At 69.4% G+C, this 17,211-nt stretch carries 14 protein-coding genes; 6 read left to right on the top strand and 8 right to left on the bottom strand.

Annotated elements, in window-relative coordinates:
• Positions 1-104 precede the first annotated feature (104 nt).
• Complete coding sequence (locus tag NP4_RS24740) at positions 105-1,232, top strand: acyltransferase family protein (protein WP_068002330.1); 1,128 nt, start codon at positions 105-107, stop codon at positions 1,230-1,232.
• On the opposite strand, the gene NP4_RS24735 is transcribed toward NP4_RS24740, so the two are convergent.
• From NP4_RS24735 to NP4_RS24715, 6 genes are read right to left on the bottom strand one after another with little or no spacing between them, the layout of a single operon-like run.
• Positions 1,153-5,403, bottom strand: a complete 4,251-nt coding sequence (locus tag NP4_RS24735; RefSeq protein WP_068002327.1) for an alpha-(1->3)-arabinofuranosyltransferase — start codon at positions 5,401-5,403, stop codon at positions 1,153-1,155. The genes NP4_RS24740 and NP4_RS24735 overlap by 80 nt on opposite strands.
• Positions 5,384-5,554: a DUF2613 domain-containing protein gene (locus NP4_RS40190; protein ID WP_082876198.1), complete on the bottom strand. Its 171-nt coding sequence runs from the start codon at positions 5,552-5,554 to the stop codon at positions 5,384-5,386. The genes NP4_RS24735 and NP4_RS40190 overlap by 20 nt, the downstream gene beginning before the upstream one ends.
• Before the next feature lie 44 nt (positions 5,555-5,598).
• Positions 5,599-6,696: an isochorismate synthase gene (locus tag NP4_RS24730; RefSeq protein WP_068002505.1), complete on the bottom strand. Its 1,098-nt coding sequence runs from the start codon at positions 6,694-6,696 to the stop codon at positions 5,599-5,601.
• A gap of 29 nt (positions 6,697-6,725) precedes the next feature.
• A complete protein-coding gene (locus NP4_RS24725; protein ID WP_068002323.1) occupies positions 6,726-8,489 on the bottom strand; it encodes an FAD-dependent oxidoreductase in 1,764 nt (587 codons plus the stop codon).
• On the bottom strand, positions 8,486-9,355 hold the full coding sequence (locus NP4_RS24720; protein WP_068002321.1) for an intradiol ring-cleavage dioxygenase: 870 nt from the start codon (positions 9,353-9,355) through the stop codon (positions 8,486-8,488). Before NP4_RS24720 ends, NP4_RS24725 begins: the two co-directional genes overlap by 4 nt.
• Positions 9,352-10,422 (bottom strand): maleylacetate reductase, encoded by a 1,071-nt coding sequence (locus tag NP4_RS24715; protein ID WP_068002318.1) that lies wholly within the window; start codon positions 10,420-10,422, stop codon positions 9,352-9,354. The genes NP4_RS24720 and NP4_RS24715 overlap by 4 nt, the downstream gene beginning before the upstream one ends.
• A 95-nt stretch (positions 10,423-10,517) precedes the next feature.
• Between NP4_RS24715 and NP4_RS24710 the strand changes: the two genes are divergently transcribed.
• The 3 genes from NP4_RS24710 to NP4_RS24700 are packed head-to-tail and all read left to right on the top strand — an operon-like array spanning position 10,518 to position 13,097.
• A complete protein-coding gene (locus NP4_RS24710) occupies positions 10,518-11,492 on the top strand; it encodes a LysR family transcriptional regulator (RefSeq protein WP_068002314.1) in 975 nt (324 codons plus the stop codon).
• A 40-nt stretch (positions 11,493-11,532) separates the two neighbouring features.
• On the top strand, positions 11,533-12,357 hold the full coding sequence (locus tag NP4_RS24705) for a CoA transferase subunit A (protein WP_068002501.1): 825 nt from the start codon (positions 11,533-11,535) through the stop codon (positions 12,355-12,357).
• Positions 12,354-13,097, top strand: a complete 744-nt coding sequence (locus tag NP4_RS24700; RefSeq protein ID WP_068002311.1) for a CoA-transferase subunit beta — start codon at positions 12,354-12,356, stop codon at positions 13,095-13,097. Before NP4_RS24705 ends, NP4_RS24700 begins: the two co-directional genes overlap by 4 nt.
• On the opposite strand, the gene NP4_RS24695 is transcribed toward NP4_RS24700, so the two are convergent.
• Complete coding sequence (locus tag NP4_RS24695) at positions 13,094-13,582, bottom strand: universal stress protein (RefSeq protein WP_068002308.1); 489 nt, start codon at positions 13,580-13,582, stop codon at positions 13,094-13,096. The genes NP4_RS24700 and NP4_RS24695 overlap by 4 nt on opposite strands.
• 413 nt (positions 13,583-13,995) lie before the next feature.
• Here NP4_RS24695 and NP4_RS24690 point away from each other — a divergent pair, with 413 nt between their 5' ends.
• The gene (locus tag NP4_RS24690) at positions 13,996-14,370 is read left to right on the top strand and encodes a hypothetical protein (protein WP_147288068.1); all 375 of its coding nucleotides are present in this window, start codon (positions 13,996-13,998) and stop codon (positions 14,368-14,370) included.
• Between the two features lie 51 nt (positions 14,371-14,421).
• Positions 14,422-15,780, top strand: coding sequence for an ADP-ribosylglycohydrolase family protein (locus tag NP4_RS24685; protein ID WP_211335951.1), 1,359 nt, complete (start codon positions 14,422-14,424; stop codon positions 15,778-15,780).
• Between the two features lie 15 nt (positions 15,781-15,795).
• Here the strand turns inward: NP4_RS24685 and NP4_RS24680 are convergent, their stop codons facing one another.
• Positions 15,796-17,133, bottom strand: coding sequence for an acetyl-CoA C-acetyltransferase (locus NP4_RS24680; RefSeq protein WP_068002302.1), 1,338 nt, complete (start codon positions 17,131-17,133; stop codon positions 15,796-15,798).
• Positions 17,134-17,211: the final 78 nt, after the last annotated feature.

Raw genomic sequence — 17,211 nt, 5'->3', positions numbered from 1 at the left:
CGACACTAACAGTCGTGCACCTGACCATGCCGAGCTGAGGCCCGAAACTTCGGCAAACCGGTCGGTAATTCGCGACACCGCGGCACCCGGCACACTGGACCGCGATGACCACCACCGTGACCGAGCAGATCGCACCCGCGCGGGTGCCGTCGCGCGCGTTCGTCCCCGCGCTGGAGGGGATGCGCGCGCTGGCCGCGCTCGGTGTGGTGCTCACCCACGTGGCCTTTCAAACCGGCGCGTCCGGCGTCCCGGTGCTGGGCCGGGTGTGGGGACGATTCGATATGGCCGTGGCCGTCTTCTTCGGCCTGTCCGGATTCCTGCTGTGGCGGCCGCACGCGGCGGCCGCGCGCGGACACGGTTCGGCCCCGCCCGCCCGGCGTTATCTACTGCATCGCGCCGCGCGCATTCTGCCCGCGTACTGGGTGGTGGTGTGCGCGGTGCTGATACTGCTTCCCTCGGCGGCGCATTCGGCCGGGCGGCGGGTGTGGCTGGCGAATCTGACGCTGCTGCAGGTATTCGTGCCGCTGACGCTGACCGACGGGCTCACCCAGATGTGGAGTCTGTCGGTGGAGGTGGCCTTCTATCTGGCGCTGCCCGCACTCGCCTGTGCACTGATGTGGATACATCGGCCGCGCTGGCGGATCGCGAGCGTGGTGGCGCTGGGCGTATTCAGCCTGGGCTGGAATCTGCTGCCCGTACCCACCCCGGACGCCATACACGCCGACAACTGGCTGCCGGGGTATCTGCCGTGGTTCGCCGCGGGCATGCTGCTGGCCGAACTGGTGGAGGACGAGTCGCCGCGCTGGCGGCGCATCGCCGGAAACCGTTGGGCCATGTGGATTCTCGCCGCGGTCGCCTTCGGATTGTCGGCAACCGATCTGGCCGGTCCGGCGGGGCTGGTCCGCGGCGCGCCCTGGCAGTATGTGCTGAAAATGGGCCTGGGCGCGCTCATCGGTTTCGGACTGCTCGCGCCGCTGGTGCTCGGCGACGGACGGCATCGCCTGTTGGAGAGCCGGATCGCCGCGACGCTGGGTCGCTGGTCCTACGGCATCTTCATCTGGCATCTGGCGGTGCTGTGGATGGTGTTCCCGGTCTTCGGAATCATCCCGTTCAGTGGACATTTCGTCCATGTGCTGCTGTTGACGATCGCCTTCACCGTCCCGCTCGCCGCAGCCAGTTACGCGCTCGTGGAGGAGCCGGTGCGGCACTGGGTTCGGCGTCGTCTCGGCTGAGCGCCGCGAGTCCCACGGCGACGACCGCGACCAGCGCCGGGAACTGCACCCACAGCGAACCGCCCATATACCCGTCCGGCGAACGCCACGGTCCGGTGGACAGGGCCGCGGCCGCCACGGCGGAACCGAGCCCGGCGAGCAGCACCAGCACCCTGGGCATCACCCGCGGCAGGAACTGATTCGCGAGCAATCCCGCGACGGCCAGCCCGGCCCCGACCGGACCGGAGATGAGCAGCGCGGCCGCGGTCAGCCCGGCCATTCCCGCGATTCGGGCATGCCAGGGATCAGGCGGCGAATCGGGTTGTCGCACCGGCACTTCGGCGCGCCGCCGCCAGGGCACGGCCAGAGCGATCAGGGGCAGTAGCAGCAGCAGTCCGCCGAAGATGGCCAGCCGGTACCAGCGATCGATCGGGAATTCGACGGTGACCGGACCGTGGGCGTCGGCGGGCAGGAGCCAGCCCTGCTCCCAGCCGTCGACCACGATCGGGGCCAGGGTGCGCCCGTCGGCGGTGTGGGCGCGCCAACCGACATTGGTGCTCAGCGGCAGTACCAGCAGGCGGGTGCCCGGCGGTGCCGAAATCGCTTGCGGCGCGGCGTCGGTACGGTCGAGACGCAGTTCGTCGACGGAGAACAGTTCGGTGGGAGTGGCAGTGACGTCGACCCGCCCCGCGGGAAGGCTCACCGCGTCCGCGTCCTCCTCGCAGATCCGGGCGGGAACCGGTGCGCCGGAGCGCAATTGGTCGGCCGTCGCGGTGATCGAGGTGTGCACGATCCGACCGGCCACGGCCAGTGTTGGCCCGTGCGCGCAGTCGACTGTCACCGGTCGATCCAGCGGCGCGGGCGGCGGATAGTCCGGACCGAGCACCGTGATCTCCGCAAGGCCCGGCGGCTGCGCCAGGGTGAAACCCAGTGCGGTGCGGTCCAATACGGTCTTCCAGCTGTTGATACTGAGCTCGATGCGATCGGTGACCCGCGGCTGCAACTCCAGGCGCGCCGGTGTGCCAGGTTCGGCGTCGGGATCGATCTCGTGTACCTGCGGTCCGTCGCCGAGATTCACCGCGACCGAGGTGGGCCGGGCGGGCAGCGCGCCCCGTGATGGGGTCACCTCCACACCGGTCACCAGTTCCGGACGCGGCAGCTCGATGGTGAGAGTCGGCTTGGGCCCGGCCGGATTTCGCACCATATCCTCCGGCGCGATCCAACTGGTGCGATCGTCGCCGTCGGTGGCCGCGAAGGCCGAACCGCGCAGATCGCCGACATCGGCCTTGCCCCGGGCGATCGGCCGGTCGTGATCGGTGAGCAGCGTCTCGAGCGCCGGGCCCTGTCGGGTGCGAACGGTCAGTCGTGGCTGGACCGCCATCGGCTCGGGCACCTGCAGCGTGCGCTCGAACGAACCGGGCTCCTCGGGCGGAAGTCCCAGACCCTTACTGCAGCGCACCCGGTCCTCGGAGTCGAAACAGCCACTGCGCCCGGGGAACTCCTGTCCCAGATCCCAGCCGCGCACCGGAGTGCCCGCGGCGATCGGCGGCAGTACCGTGCGGTGGCGGATATCCACCGATACCGGGGCCTCGCGGTCGGCATAGTCCTCGAGCGAGAGTTCGCTGATGCCGAACTGCCCGCCGCCCGTGCCGTTCTCGGTGCGGGTGGCGGTGACGGTGAGCCAGTCGGTACGCCCGGGCGGCAGCGAAATCGACACCGGCGCACCGGGTTCGGAGATGCGCGCGGCGACCGTGCCATTGGCGGTGCGCACCTCGAGCCATTTCACCGGATCTCCGATCGCGGCCGGACTGGTGGTGACATGCAGTACGCCGGTGCGCACCGGCCGCTCGAGTTGGAGCCGAACCCATTGGCCCACGGCGCTTTCGGCGCTGTTGCTCAGCCAGGCGGTGGAGGGATCGCCGTCCACCATGGCCGCGGTGGAACTGCCCGGCGCCGAACCGCCGAGCTGGGTGGCGTCGGCGGCCGAACTGGACGCGGTCACCACCGCACCCGACCATTCGCCCTCCACCGATCGCTCGCCCGGTACCGCGTAGTCGGGTACGAGATTGTGGGTGCGTCGCGCGTCGGTCGGCGCACGCAGGGCCGAATTGTGATTGTCCACCTTGCCGAAATCGGTCTCCCGGTCCATCGGGGTATCGGTCACCGTCACCGATTCGCCCGATAATCCGGCCCGCCCGGCGTCGGCGGCCAGCAGCGCGGGCCTGTTCGGGTTGTCGCGTCGCAGCCGTTCCAATACCTCGGGTCCGCCGCGCACCACCGGCACCGAATTCAGCGGAGTCGTATACGCGCCCGGGAAGGCATCGGGCGCGCCCGAACCCCCGCGGACCTCGGCCGGTGTGCCCGGCCGGGGCGCGGTGACGCGGTAGATCTCGATCGCCGGATAGGCCGGGCGCAGATCGCCGTCGGTGACCAGTCCGTCGCCGTGACCCACTTCGATCTCGTTGCCGAATTCGGCGACCCTGCTCAATCCGGGCGAGCCCGCGACGGTCTGATGGGCGAGCATGGGCCGCGTCGAGCGCGAGGTGTCCGGGTCGAGATCATTGCGCAGCACCAGAATTCCGATGCCCTGATCGATCAATGTCGGGGCCAGCGCGGTCGAGGGCCGTCCATCGGCGATGAGCCGCTGCACCGAATCCATGGCCCGGATCGCGCCGGGCGGGGTGAGCGGGACGGCGTCGCGCACCGCCCACGGCGTCGTGGCCAGGGCCTGCAGCGGTTCGTCGCGGGTCAGTCCCCAGATCTGACTGCCGAAGGGTGCGCCGGGCACGACCAGCGCGCGGGTGTCGGCGGCATTGTGCGCCAACCAGTCCGCGGTCTGCTGCCAGTAGCCGGGCACATGGTCGTACGCGCCGCGCGGGGCCAAGCGATTGGTCCAGGCCAGCGAGGTGGACAGGGTGAGCGCGGCCAGGATCAGCGCGGTCACGGCCACCATCGGGTTGCGTTCGGGATGGGCGAAGGCGCTGCGCCACACCGGCATCCGCACCGAGGCGGGCAGCGGGACCCGGCGCAGCAGATGGGCGAGCCCGACCACCAGCGGCAGCCGGATCAGCGGCTCGAGTTTGTGCACATTGCGCAGGGGCGCGCCGCCGGAATCCAGGAAGATCCGCACCGAATCCGCGAACGGCCCGCCCAGCTGTCCGGCATAGCCCGCGCAGATTCCCACCAGCCCGGCGATCAGGATCAGCGCGAACCGTCCCCGATACGGCATCGATCGCAGTGCCAGCCCGGCCATTCCGGCCGCGGCCAGCAATCCGGTCGCCAGCACCGCGGCGGGCTGGGTGACCAGGACCGCGCCCGCGATCCGCTCGGGCGAGACGAACGGCGTCCAACTGTCGGTGCCGCGCAGCACCTCGCCCAGCGACGCCCACTGCGTGGTCACGCCGGAGGATTCGATGTAGTCCAGGAACGGCGGGCTCACCTTGCCCAGCACCAGCAGCGGCACCACCCACCAGAAGGTGGCCAGTACCAGCAGCGGAATCCACGCCCGGGTGAACCGCCACCACATGCGATTCGGCCGATAGGAGATCCACCACAGCGCCGCGGGCAGGAACGCGGCCGCGGTCGCCACCGCGTTCACCGCGCCCATCAGCGCCAGCGCGAGCGCACTGCCCGCGGGCGAGGCGGCCCCGCGCTTGCACAATCGCATCCGGCCCAGCGCGGCCGGGGCCAGCAGCACCCAGGGCGCGAGCATCATCGGCAGCGTCTCCGACGAGATCGACCCGAGTGTGGTCAGCACGCGCGGCGAGAGCGCGAACGCCAAGGCCGCCACGACCCGCGAGCCGCGCGAGCCGATGCCCAGCGCCTCACACAGTCGGACGATGCCCCAGAATCCGGCCAGGATCAGCAGCGCCCACCAGATCCGCTGCGTCACCCAGGCGGGCAGGCCGAGAACATGTCCGAGGGAGAAGAACGCGCCGTGCGGAAAGAAGTAGCCGTAGGCCTGGTTCTGCACCTGGCCCATCGGCGCCTGACTGCTCCACAGATGGGCCGCACGCTGGAGAAATCCCAGCGGGTTCTGGGCCAGATCGTATTTGGTGTCGGCAACCGTATGCCCGGGCGCCTGCAGAAAGGTGAGCAGAAATGCCGCGCCGATCGTCCCGACGAGCCAGCGCCGGCCTAGGGGCGCGGTGGGATCGGCGCGTGCGGGCGGATCAGCGAGCGCCGTACTCAACGTTGTTGAGCAGCGACGACGAGGCGTTGCCGCTGCGATCCACCTCGGGCCGCGAATTCTGCTGCGCCGCTATCGTGATCACGAACACCGCGACGGCGCCCAACACAGCCCCGGCGACGGCGCTCGCTACCCCAGGAACGGCAAACTTCATCGCGGGACTCCCATACATCGACACGGGTCGTATTCCGAGCCAACCTACAACATGCGCTCGGGCACCGGGCAGTGCAGCCCGCCCAGCAGGGTGCGCAGCTTGGCGGTCGTCTCGTCGAGTTCGGTCTGCGGATCCGAGGCCGCGACGATGCCGCCCCCGCCGAAGGCCCGCAGGGTGCGCCCGTCGGCGGACAGTTCGGCGCAGCGGATCGCGACCATCCATTCGCCGTCGCCGCGCGCGTCGCACCAGCCGACCGCGCCGCCGTAGAAGCCGCGCTCCTCCTCGAGTTCGGTGATGGTCTCGAGGGCCAGATCGGTCGGGGTGCCGCAGACCGCGGGGGTGGGATGCAGCAGGACCGCGAGATCCAGTGCGGTGACCGCCGGATCGCGCAGGCGACCGCGGATGGGGGTGGCCAGATGCCACACATCGGCGGTATCGGTCAGCTCCGGTTCGGGCGGGACCGACAGTTCGGCGCACACCGTGGCCAGGCGCTCGCGGATCCAGTCGATGACGAAGGCGTGTTCGGCGCGATTCTTACCGCTGGCCAACAGCTCTCGCGAACGCCGCGCATCGATCTCGGGATCGGGATGGCGCGGCATGGATCCGGCCAGCGGACGCAGGGTGACGATGTCGCCGTGCCGGGCCACCAGCACCTCCGGCGTCGCGCCGACCAGCGTCGCGCCGGTGCGCCCGGCCGGGGTCAGATCCACGGCGAAGATATTGGCCCGCGGATGGCGGATCAGCAGATGCGCGGCCACCACATCCGGTTCCAATTCGGCGTCGGCCTCGGCCAGCAGCGATCGGGCGGCGACCACCTTGCGCAGCGGCTGCCCCGGATCCGAGAGCTGTTCGACCAGTTTGGTCACCCGCGCGATATGTTCGGCGGGACTGGGGATCTCGGCGATCACCCGGACCGACGGCAGCGGCGGCACCGCGGCCGGCCGCCATGCTCCGGCGGTGTGCTCGGCGTGTTCCGGTACGCACAGCGCGGCCGGATCGCGCGGATCGAAGGCCAGCGCGCCGACCACGAGCTCCGCCCCCGCCCGCAGCGCCGCGCCCGCGGCCCGCGGCTGATCGAAGGTGTCGCGGACGCCCGTGGTCCGCAGCACGCCGCCGGGCTGTGCGAGCAGAAAGCCGTCCATGCCCCGACCATAGTCGGCGGCTCTCGCGGTCACACCTCGACCGACAGCACCGCGCTCAGCGCCTCCAGCAATTTCCGGGCCGGCTCGGCGACCAGGCCGTGCGAGCGCCAGGCCACATGCATATCGGGACGGACCAGCACGCAGCCGTCCTCCTCGATCTCGCGCACCCGCGCCCAGTCGTCGTAGAGATCGGTGTGCTCGCGACCCGGTCCGATGATGTGGGCCGCGATCTCGATGCCCAACTTGTCGGCGACGGCCACCGCCGCCTCCGCCCACGCCTGCCCGGAGATGCCGGTGAGCACCGCGAAGCGGCCGTGCCCGCACAGATCGTGCGTGCTGACCCGATGGCCGGTTCCGGTACCCAGCCACGCATGCGGCAGCCGTGCGCCCGGATAGGTGGTCGGGTGGTAATACAGCTCCGGATCGCGGGTATAGCCGGGTTCGTCGGTGCCGTCGCCGAGTACCGCCCCGGAGCGGTAGCGCTGGCCGAGCTCCACGCCGTGGGCGTTGAATTCGTAATCCTTGAGTTCGAGGGCGGCGCGCAGGTCGCGGCGTTTGCGGGCGCCGGCCTCGGTATCGTCGCGGCGCTCGTCGATGGCCGCGCGCATGATCTCCGGATCGCTGCCGCCGTCGACGCCCAGGGCGTCGAAGATCGCGCCGAACTCCTCGATGCTCCGATTCGCCCGCAGCACCACCTGCCGCCCGACCGGCATCCGCTCGGCGCTGTAGGTGTCCAGCAGTGCTTCGCCCGCAACGCCTTTCAGCACATAGGCGAGTTTCCACGCGAGGTTGTAGGAGTCCTGGATGGAGGTATTGGAGCCCAGCCCGTTGGACGGCGGATGCCGGTGCACCGCATCGCCCGCGCAGAACACCCGCCCGGCGCGATAGGCCGTGGCATACATCCGATTGTTGCCCCACAGCGAGGTCGAGCGGATGGTGACCGGCACGGTGTCGTCGCCGATCAGCTGATGCGCGATCCGGGTGGCCGCCTCGTCGTCGATATCGGGCGGCGGTTCGTTGATGTCGTAACCCCACACGATGAGCCATTCGTTCCACGGCCGCACCATGCGAACCAGTCCGAGGCCGATACCACCCACATCCGCGCCCGGCCGCAGCACCCAATACAGCACGCTGGGCCGATGTTCGACCAGATGCGACAGGTCGGCGTGGAAGACGATGTTCATACTGCCCGCGATATCCATCGCGCCCTCGAACGGCAGCCCGATATCCGCGGCCACGGCGCTGCGGCCGCCGTCCGCGCCGATGACATACTTTGCCCGCACGGTGAATTCGTTGCCGCCGAGCCGATCGCGCACCCGCACCTCGACGCCGTCGTCGTCCTGGGTCAGGCCGAGATATTCGGTGTCGAAACGGATTCGGGAGCCGCGCGAGGCCGCGTGCTGAATGACGATGGGCTCCAGGTAGTTCTGCGGAATATCGCAATTACTGCTGGGGCTGGCCAGGGTGTAATCGGCCTCGCGGGCCGGATGGGTGCCCCACGCCCGCACCCGGCCGAGTTCGTCGCCGGTGAGACTGGTGCAGAACACGGTCTGACCCATCAGCTCGTGCGGGGTGGCGCGGGCCAGCACATCGTCCTCGATGCCGAGGTCGCGGAAGATCTCCATGGTGCGCTGATTGGTGATGTGCGCGCGCGGGGTATTGGCCGTATAGCGGTATTTGGTCAGCACCAGATGGTCGACGCCCAGTGTGGCCAGGGCGAGCGCCGCCGCCCCGCCGGCGGGTCCGCTGCCGATGATGAGGATGTCGGTCTCGATATCTCGAGGGGCGGTCATGGCCGAATCTCCTGGGCGAGAACGATATCGAAGGTCATGCTGTAGTAGGGCCGGTCGCGGTCGGAGCCGTCGGGTGCGCGGCCGGCGGGATGTTCGGTCGCATCGACGATCAGGCTGTCCTTGACGCCGAAGACCGCATCGCTGCTCAGATGTGGATCACCGGATACGAAGATGTGTGTCACCAGCGTGGCGTAGCCGGGCGCGGTGACGCGAAAGTGCAAGTGCGCCGGGCGCATCGGACTGCGATGTGCGGCCTCGAGCAGTTCGCCGACCGGACCGTCGTGCGGTATCGGATACGGCGAGGGCAGCACCGACCAGAAGTGATAGGACCCGTCGTCGTTCACGGTCAGCCAGCCGCGCCCGGCCCGCCGATCGCCCTCGTACTGCACATCGTAGAAGCCGTCCTCGTCGGCCTCCCAGACATCGATGCGCGCGCCGGGAACCGCCGCGCCGGAGGTGTTTCGGACCGTGCCGCTGACATGGCAGGGCGCGCCCTTGGCCCCCTGCGCGATATCGCCGCCCTGCGGGATCCGCGGCGCGTCGTCGACGAAGAACGGGCCGAAAACCGTTGACTCGGTAGCCTTCTCGTCCTCGGGCGCGTTGATGCCGATGGTCAGCATGGACAGGCCGAGCACATCGGAGAGCAGGATGAATTCCTGGCGCGTGGCGGTGGTGATATGTCCGGCGCGGGTGAGGAAGTCGATACCGCGCTGCCATTCCTCCTCGGTGAGGCGGACCTCCCCGGCGAAGGCGTGCAGATGCCGGACCAGGCTGCTCATCACCTCGCGCAGGCGCGGGGGCGCGTCGGCGAAACTCGCCTCGACCTCGGCGGTGACGAGCCGTTCGCGGGTGTGCCGGTCGGTCATGGGTGCTCCGGGGTGGCGGCGCCGGACCAGGCCGCGGCGAGCAGTGCGCGCAATGCGGTGCGGTCGGCGGGGACGGGATTGTCGTCGGGTACCACGGCCGCGGTCAGTGCGGCCGCCTCGTCGAGATCGGTTTCGGCGAGCCCGATTTCGCGCAGATTCGTGGGGATGCCCAGGATCTTGGCCAGATCGCACAGGGCCGCGACGGGATCGGCGCTGTCGAGGGCGCGGCCGATGCGATCGACCGCCTCCGGCGCGCCCGGGGCGTTGAATGCCAATACATACGGCAGCATGACCGCGTGGGTCTGGGCGTGCGGCAGATCGTACGCGCCGCCCAGCACATGGCAGAGCTTGTGGTGCATGCCGGATCCCGCGGTGGCGAAGGCCGATCCGGCCAGGTAGGCGCCGTAGAGCAGATCGGGTGCGGCCGCATCGGCCCCGGCCTCGGCGAGGGTGCGCAGGCCCGCGCCGAGCGCGTGCACGCTCTCCTCGGCGATCACGCTGACGCTGCTGCCCCGGCCCGGCGCCCAGAAGGCCTCGACGCAATGTGCCATGGCATTGAAACCGCTTGCCGCGGCGATACTTTCGGGCATCGAGCGCAGCAGGTCCGGATCGTAGACGACCACGCGCGGCAGAACGGCCGGATCGGTCCCGGTGCGTTTGTGGCCGTTCTCGGTCAGTCCCCACACCGGCGTCACCTCCGAACCGGCGTAGGTTGTCGGTACGGCGATGATCGGCAGGCCGGTGGCCAGCGCGACGGCCTTCGCGGTGCCGGTGGTGGAGCCGCCGCCGAGGCTCAGCACGGCGTCGGCGCGGGCGACCCGGGCTCGATCACCGGCCACCTCGGCCACCGCGACCGGAATGTGCGGGCGCACGCCGGTGAAGACGTCGGCGACCAGATCCGACAGCGAGCACAGCAGCCCAGCCGAAATCCGTTGCCGGGCCGGACTTGTCAGCACGAGCAGCCGTTCGACGCCGAGGCGTTCGATCTCCGAGCGCAGCTGACGGCGTACCGAACCCGTGCCGAAGACGATGCGCTGCCAGGGTGCGTCGTAGGTGAATTCGGGCACCGGCTCACCTCTTTCGATCTGTGTTCCGTCTCACAGTCGCGTACTGCCAGGTATATGTCCAATACGAAATATATGGCTCAGCCATACGATCAGGTATGGATCTGCGCCAGCTCGTCTATTTCGTCGCCGTCGCCGAGGAGGGGTCGGTGACGCGGGCCGCCGATCGGTTGCATGTCACCCAGCCGCCGCTGACCGCGCAGATCAGGAAGCTCGAGGCCGAACTGGATGTGCGGCTGTTCGTCCGGCACCGCCGCGGCGTGGATCCGACCGAGGCCGGGCGCGAGCTGCTCGTCAAGGCCCGGCGAATTCTGGCCGATATCGCCGAGGTCACCGAATCGGTGCGACATATCGGCGCGGGCCGGGCCGGGCGGCTGACCCTGTCGTTCGACGCGGGCACCGGCTGGGGCGTACTGCCCGAACTACTCGCCCGCTACCGCCGGGAGCGGCCGCAGGTCGAACTGGACTACACCGAGGAGCTGGGTGCGAGCGTGCTCGATTCGGTGCGCTTGCGCCGCAGCGAGATCGGCATCGTCCAGCTCCCCCCGGTCGCCGTCGATCCGGGCCACGAACACCGCCTCGATATCGCGGTCATCCATCGCGAACCACTGGTGGCGGTACTGCCGATGGCCCTGGCGCGCCGCCAGGACGGTCGCGTCGATCTCGCGGATCTGGCCGATGAACAGTTCTTCGCCCCCGCGCCCGGCGCGTGGGGCGGCCTGCATCAGCATCTGACCGAGGCCTGCCGTCTCGGCGGCATCGCCCCGGCGATCCGGATCGTCGCCCAGATGTCCACCGCGGTCGCGATGACCGCGGCCGGGCACGGCCTGACTCTGGCCCCGGCGTCGGTGCGCTCGCTGTGCGGCCCCGCGGTGGCGACACTGCCGCTGGCCCGCTACGTCCCGGTGGTGGAGACGGCCGTGCTGAGCCGCCGCGGCGACGCCCTGTCCCCGCCCGCGGACGCCTTCCGCCGCCTCGCGATGTCCACGCCCGAACCCGACGTTCTCGGCCCGAATCTGGCCCCCGCCCGCGCGAATCCCGACGATTCCTGGCGTTGGCTGCAACAACGCTGAGCCGCAACGGGATTCGGTTTCCTTCTCTATGATGCCGAATATGACCGAGATCGTTTCCCTTGCCGCCGCGGTGGAACAGCTCGTCCACGACGGGGATACGGTCGCGCTGGAGGGCTTCACGCATCTGATCCCGACGGCCGCCGGGCAGGAGATCATCCGGCAGCGGCGGCGCGAGCTGACCCTGGTGCGCATGACGCCCGATATCGTCTACGACCAGATGATCGGCGCGGGTTGCGCGCGCAAACTGGTGTTCTCGTGGGGTGGCAATCCCGGCGTCGGATCCCTGCACCGCTTCCGCGATGCGGTCGAGAACTCCTGGCCCGCACCGCTCGAGATCGAGGAGCACAGCCACGCGGGGATGGCCAACCGCTATGTGGCGGGCGCGTCGGGACTGCCGTTCGCGGTGCTGCGCGGCTACACCGGCACCGATCTGCCCGCGGTCACCGACACCATCAAACCCATCGAGTGCCCGTTCACCGGCGAGCGGCTGACCGCGGTCCCGGCGCTGAATCCCGATGTCACGATCGTCCATGCCCAGCGGGCCGATCGGGCGGGCAATGTGCAGCTGTGGGGACTGCTCGGTGTGCAGAAGGAGGCCGTACTCGCCGCGCGGCGCAGCCTGGTGACCGTCGAGGAGATCGTCGACGAGCTGACCCCGCTCCCGGGCGCGATCGTGCTGCCCGCGTGGGTGGTCACCGCGGTCGCCGAGGTGCCCGGCGGTGCGCATCCGTCCTACGCACAGGGCTATTCCGATCGCGACAACGCCTACTACGCGGCCTGGGACGCCATCAGCCGCGACCGGGACGCGTTCACCGGCTGGCTCGCTGAGCGCGTGCACGATTCGACGACCGGGAGCCACCCATGAGCTACACCACCGACGAGATGATGAGCGTCGCCGCCGCGCGGGCGCTGCGCGACGGGCAGCGCTGCTTCGTGGGCATCGGATTGCCTTCCACCGCGGCCAATCTCGCCCGCACCACGCATGCGCCGGGGCTGGTGCTGATCTACGAATCCGGCACGCTGGGCTCCAAACCGGATCGCCTGCCCGCCTCGATCGGCGACGGCATCCTCGCCGAAACCGCCGACGCGGTGGTGAGCGTCCCCGAGATCTTCAACTACTGGTTGCAGCCGGGGCGTATCGATATCGGCTTCCTCGGCGCCGCGCAGATCGATAGGTTCGGCAATATCAACACCACCGTGGTCGGCGACTACGCCGATCCGAAGGTGCGCCTGCCCGGTGCGGGCGGCGCGCCGGAGATCGCCGCCTCGTGCGGTGAGGTGTTCGTGGTCGTCCGGCATTCGGCGCGGGCCTTCGTGGAACGCGTGGAATTCGTGACCTCGCTCGGACACGGCGCCGGAGAGGGTGAGCGGGCACGCTACGGCCTGCGCGGCAAGGGCCCGACCCTGGTCGTCACCGATCTCGGACTGCTGCGCCCCGATGAGCGCGGCGAACTGATCCTGACCGCGGTGCATCCGGGCGTCACCGTCGAGCAGGTGCGGGCCGCCACCGGCTGGGAGCTGCGCGTGGCCGAGGAGCCGGTCGTCACCGACGCCCCGACCGAGGCCGAGCTGAGCGCCCTGCGCGCGCTGCGGGCCGCCGGTTAGTGCTCGTGGCCCACGGGATTCTTCCCGGGCGGCACCAGCAGGATCGGGCGATGACAGTGCTTGAGCACCGCCTCGGCGACGCTGGAGTGCAGCAGCGCGCGAATTCCGGTGGCGCCGCGGGTTCCTGCCACGATGATGTCTACATCGAGCTCGTCGGCCACATCCACGATCGCGTTCCAGATCGTCGAGGTGCATTCCGCGGTCCGGGCCTCGGCATTGAGCCCCGCGAGCTTGGCCAGCCGCACGCCCTCGGCATTGATGTGCTTGGCGTCGACGTAGGCGATGTCCTCGATCTCCTCGTCGGCGATCCACTCCGGTTGCATCACCCCCGACAATCCGGAGACCCGCGCGGCCTGGCGCACCATCGGCTCCCACGCGGTCAGCACCACCGCCTTGGTCGCGGACAGAAATCGTCCGGCGTACTCGACCGCGCGCTTCGCGTTCTCGGACCCGTCGTAGGCAATGAGCATCAGATCGCACGCCATGACGAACCTCCCAGGTATCCCGTTCGGCTACGATCCGAGCGTACCCGGCGCGCCCGTCGAAAACGGGCAACCGGATGCGCCGCGGTTATTTCCGCGGATTTCATGCAAATAGCTCTCGCTATTTGTTCACCACGCCGATGCAAGTACAGTGACGGCCGGTCGGTAAGCGCGCACTCCACTAGCTGGTCCTTGATAATTCGCTAACGATTCACCGAAATCGGTGTCATGGCTTGCGATTACAGGATTGACTGTCTAGACCACACCGGCGTCGGGGCACAGAGCCGGTACGCAAGAGATGCCGAGCGAGGTTTATCGTGCGGTTGGAAGAACTTGTCACACCGCAGGATTGGGCATGCGCATATCGTAGCGTGTTCGGATTGCCCAGGGTCCATGTCACATCGCCCGGATTCGTCGTGTTACCTCTCGTCGACGCGATCGCCGCGGTGAACACTCCGGAACCGTTGGGAGCCTTACTGTTGGGCGAGCTGACCGTACGCGGAATTCCCGGTCCGGTACTCGTTCGAGAGCGCCCGCCGCGGCGCACATTCATCGCGGTCTTCGACGGCTATCCGGCCCTGGAATATACCGTCCAGTTGGAAAGACACGGTGTGGATATCGGTTCGCATCGCAGCAATGTCATCCTGCCCACCGGCTTCGGCCGGCACACCCATGAGGGGCGGTGGTGGGCCCGCGCGCCGCAGCGCGACGAATCGCTGCCGCTGCTGTCGGAGGTGGTGTCGGCGGCCCTGTCCACGCTGCGGCTGTCCCCGACGAGTTCGGTCCGCTGACCCATTGGGTATCCCATCTTGCGAACGTATTCATTCCCACCTGTGAAGATCATGGAACCCATTGAGCCGGCCGTCTTCGGCCACCCCGAGGCGGATCCGCGCGCCCTGCTGTACTTCGAGTGGCGGCAGCGTCGCGAATCCGGGTATCTCGTCGACGAATTCGCCGAGGAGATACACGACCTCACCCACACCCCGATCCCCAATCCCGCGGCCTGCTGGCGGATGCTCGACCGCGTGGAGGCCGCGCCCCACGATCCGGCCTGGCCGTATGTCGAGGAGGGCGGCGAGGTCGACGAACCGCCCGCCCGCGGCGATTCGGCCGCCGTCCCGGACCACCTCTACGACCGCATCCTCGGCGGCTGGCTCGGTCGCTGTGTCGGCGCCACGCTGGGCAAACCGTTCGAGAACGGTCCGGTGTGGACGCCCGCGCGCATCCGCGCCTACCTCGAGCGCGCCGACGCCTACCCGCTGGCCGATTATGTGCCGGTGCTCAGCCCGATGCCGGAGGGCTGCGAATTACAGGGCAACTGGCCCGAATCCACATTCGGTCGCGTGGACGGCTGCCCGCGTGGCGACGATCTGGACTACACCGTGCTCGGCCTGCATCTACTCGAACAGCAGGGCTGGAGTTTCACCGCCGACGATGTGGCGGGGCAGTGGCTGGAACTACTGCCGTTCCTGCAGACCTACACCGCCGAGCGGGTGGCCTATCGCAATCTCATCGACGGCTTCTCCCCGCCGGTCACCGCGCGCTATCGCAATCCCTATCGGGAATGGATCGGCGCGCTGATTCGTGCCGACGCCTATGGCTATGTGTGCCCGGGTGATCCGTTGCGGGCGGCCGATCTGGCGGCCCGCGACGCCGAGGTCTCGCATACCGGAAACGGCGTCTGGGCCGCGCGCTGGGCGGCCGCGCTGATCGCCTCGGCCTTCATCGCCGACTCCGCGGCCGCGGCGCTGCACGAGGCGCAGCAGGCGATTCCGGCCGGCTCGCGCCTGGCCGAGGCCATCGCGCTGGTGCGGGCCGATCATCGGCGCGGTATCGGCTGGGAGCGGGCGATCACGGCGATTCACGCGCGCCACGCGCATTACGACCGGTCGCACGCGGTCGGCAACGCCGCGCTGATCACCGCCGGATTGCTCTGGGGCGCGGGTGATTTCACCCGGACCGTGGGCCTGACGGTGCAGGGCGGCTGGGATACCGATTCCAACGGCGCGACGGCCGGATCGGTGGCGGGTGTCCTGGCCGGGGCGGGCGGTATCGCCGAACATTGGACCGAACCGCTGCACGACACGCTGCGCACGGCCATCGCGGGCTATGACGGGACGAGCATCTCCGGCCTGGCCCGGCGCACCTTCGATCTGGCCGGTCGGCAGATCGCGCGCCGCTATCCGAGACCGGCCGGATAGCGGCGCGCGAGGCGGTCAGCGCTCCAGGATCGCCACGACGCCCTGGCCGCCGGCGGCGCAGATCGAGATCAGCGCGCGCCCGGAACCCTTCTCCGCCAACTGCTTCGCGGCCTGGGCGACGATGCGCCCGCCGGTCGCGGCGAACGGGTGACCCGCCGCCAGCGAGGAGCCGTTGACATTGAGCTTGCCGCGATCGATCGAGCCGAGCGCGCCGTCCAGGCCGAGGCGCTCCTTGCAGTACTGATCCGACTCCCACGACTGCAGGGTCGCGAGCACCACCGAGGCGAAGGCCTCGTGGATCTCGTAGAAGTCGAAGTCCTGCAGCGTGAGTCCGTTGCGCGCCAGCAGCCGCGGCACGGCGTAGGTCGGGGCCATCAGCAGCCCGTCCGGACCCCATACGTAATCGACCGCGGCGACCTCGCTGTCGACCAGGTAGGCCAGCGGCTTCAGATTGCGCGAGGCCGCCCACTCCTCACTCGCCAGCAGCGTCGCCGACGCGCCGTCGGTGAGCGGGGTCGAGTTGCCCGCGGTCATGGTCGCGTCGCCCAGTTTGACGCCGAAAACCGGCTTGAGCGTGGCCAACTTCTCCAGCGTGGAACCCGGGCGCAGGTTGTCGTCGCGGGTCAGGCCGAGGAACGGGGTGATCAGATCGTCGAAGAAGCCACGATCGTAGGCGGCGGCCATATTCTTGTGCGACAGGTAGGCCAGCTCGTCCTGCGCCTCGCGGGCGATCCCGAACTCCTTGGCGGTGATGGCGGCGTGCTCACCCATCGACAGTCCGGTGCGCGGCTCGGCGTTGCGCGGGATCTCGATGCCGACCATGCTCGGGCGCAGCCTGCCGACCAGCTTCACGTAATCGCTGTTCTTCTTGGCGCGATTGGCGTCGAGCATCCACTCGCGGGCGGCCTCGCTCACGCCGATGGGCGCGTCGGAGGTGGTGTCGGTGCCGCCGCCGATGCCGGCCTCGATGCGGCCCAGTGCGATCGCGTCGCCGACGGTGACCAGCGACTGCAGGCCGGTGCCGCAGGCCAGCTGCAGATCGTGCGCGGGGGTGTAGGGCGACAGCTCGCTGCCCAACACGCTCTCGCGGATCATGCCGTGCTCGCCGACGCGCTTTAGCACCGCGCCGCCGACGACCATGCCGAGCCGCTCGCCCTGCAGGCCGAACCGGCTCACCAGACCGTTGAGCGCGGCGGTGAACATGTCCTGGTTGGAGGCGTGGGCGTAGCGGCCGTCCGAGCGAGCGAACGGAATCCGGTTACCGCCGATGACAGCGACGGGACGGGTCTGCTTGGTGTTCTTGGCCCCGCCGCTCGCGGACGCGGCCTTCGTCGAACGGGCTTTGCTGGTCACTCGAGTCTCCACATGTCTCGACGTCGGTTTACATTAAACTTACTCTGGAGTAAGTTCATTGTCGACACCGTACCCCGT

Origin of the sequence: Nocardia pseudobrasiliensis NBRC 108224 (genome assembly GCF_001613105.1) — a bacterium.
GTDB lineage: Bacteria > Actinomycetota > Actinomycetes > Mycobacteriales > Mycobacteriaceae > Nocardia > Nocardia pseudobrasiliensis.
This window is presented reverse-complemented; position numbering and strand designations above follow the sequence as displayed.

Coding starts and splice junctions, on each gene's coding strand:
- NP4_RS24740 (WP_068002330.1), top strand. CDS start 105: ATGACCACCACCGTGACCGAGCAGATCGCACCCGCGCGGGTGCCGTCG.
- NP4_RS40190 (WP_082876198.1), bottom strand. CDS start 5,554: ATGAAGTTTGCCGTTCCTGGGGTAGCGAGCGCCGTCGCCGGGGCTGTG.
- NP4_RS24730 (WP_068002505.1), bottom strand. CDS start 6,696: ATGGACGGCTTTCTGCTCGCACAGCCCGGCGGCGTGCTGCGGACCACG.
- NP4_RS24725 (WP_068002323.1), bottom strand. CDS start 8,489: ATGACCGCCCCTCGAGATATCGAGACCGACATCCTCATCATCGGCAGC.
- NP4_RS24720 (WP_068002321.1), bottom strand. CDS start 9,355: ATGACCGACCGGCACACCCGCGAACGGCTCGTCACCGCCGAGGTCGAG.
- NP4_RS24710 (WP_068002314.1), top strand. CDS start 10,518: ATGGATCTGCGCCAGCTCGTCTATTTCGTCGCCGTCGCCGAGGAGGGG.
- NP4_RS24705 (WP_068002501.1), top strand. CDS start 11,533: ATGACCGAGATCGTTTCCCTTGCCGCCGCGGTGGAACAGCTCGTCCAC.
- NP4_RS24700 (WP_068002311.1), top strand. CDS start 12,354: ATGAGCTACACCACCGACGAGATGATGAGCGTCGCCGCCGCGCGGGCG.
- NP4_RS24695 (WP_068002308.1), bottom strand. CDS start 13,582: ATGGCGTGCGATCTGATGCTCATTGCCTACGACGGGTCCGAGAACGCG.
- NP4_RS24685 (WP_211335951.1), top strand. CDS start 14,422: ATGGAACCCATTGAGCCGGCCGTCTTCGGCCACCCCGAGGCGGATCCG.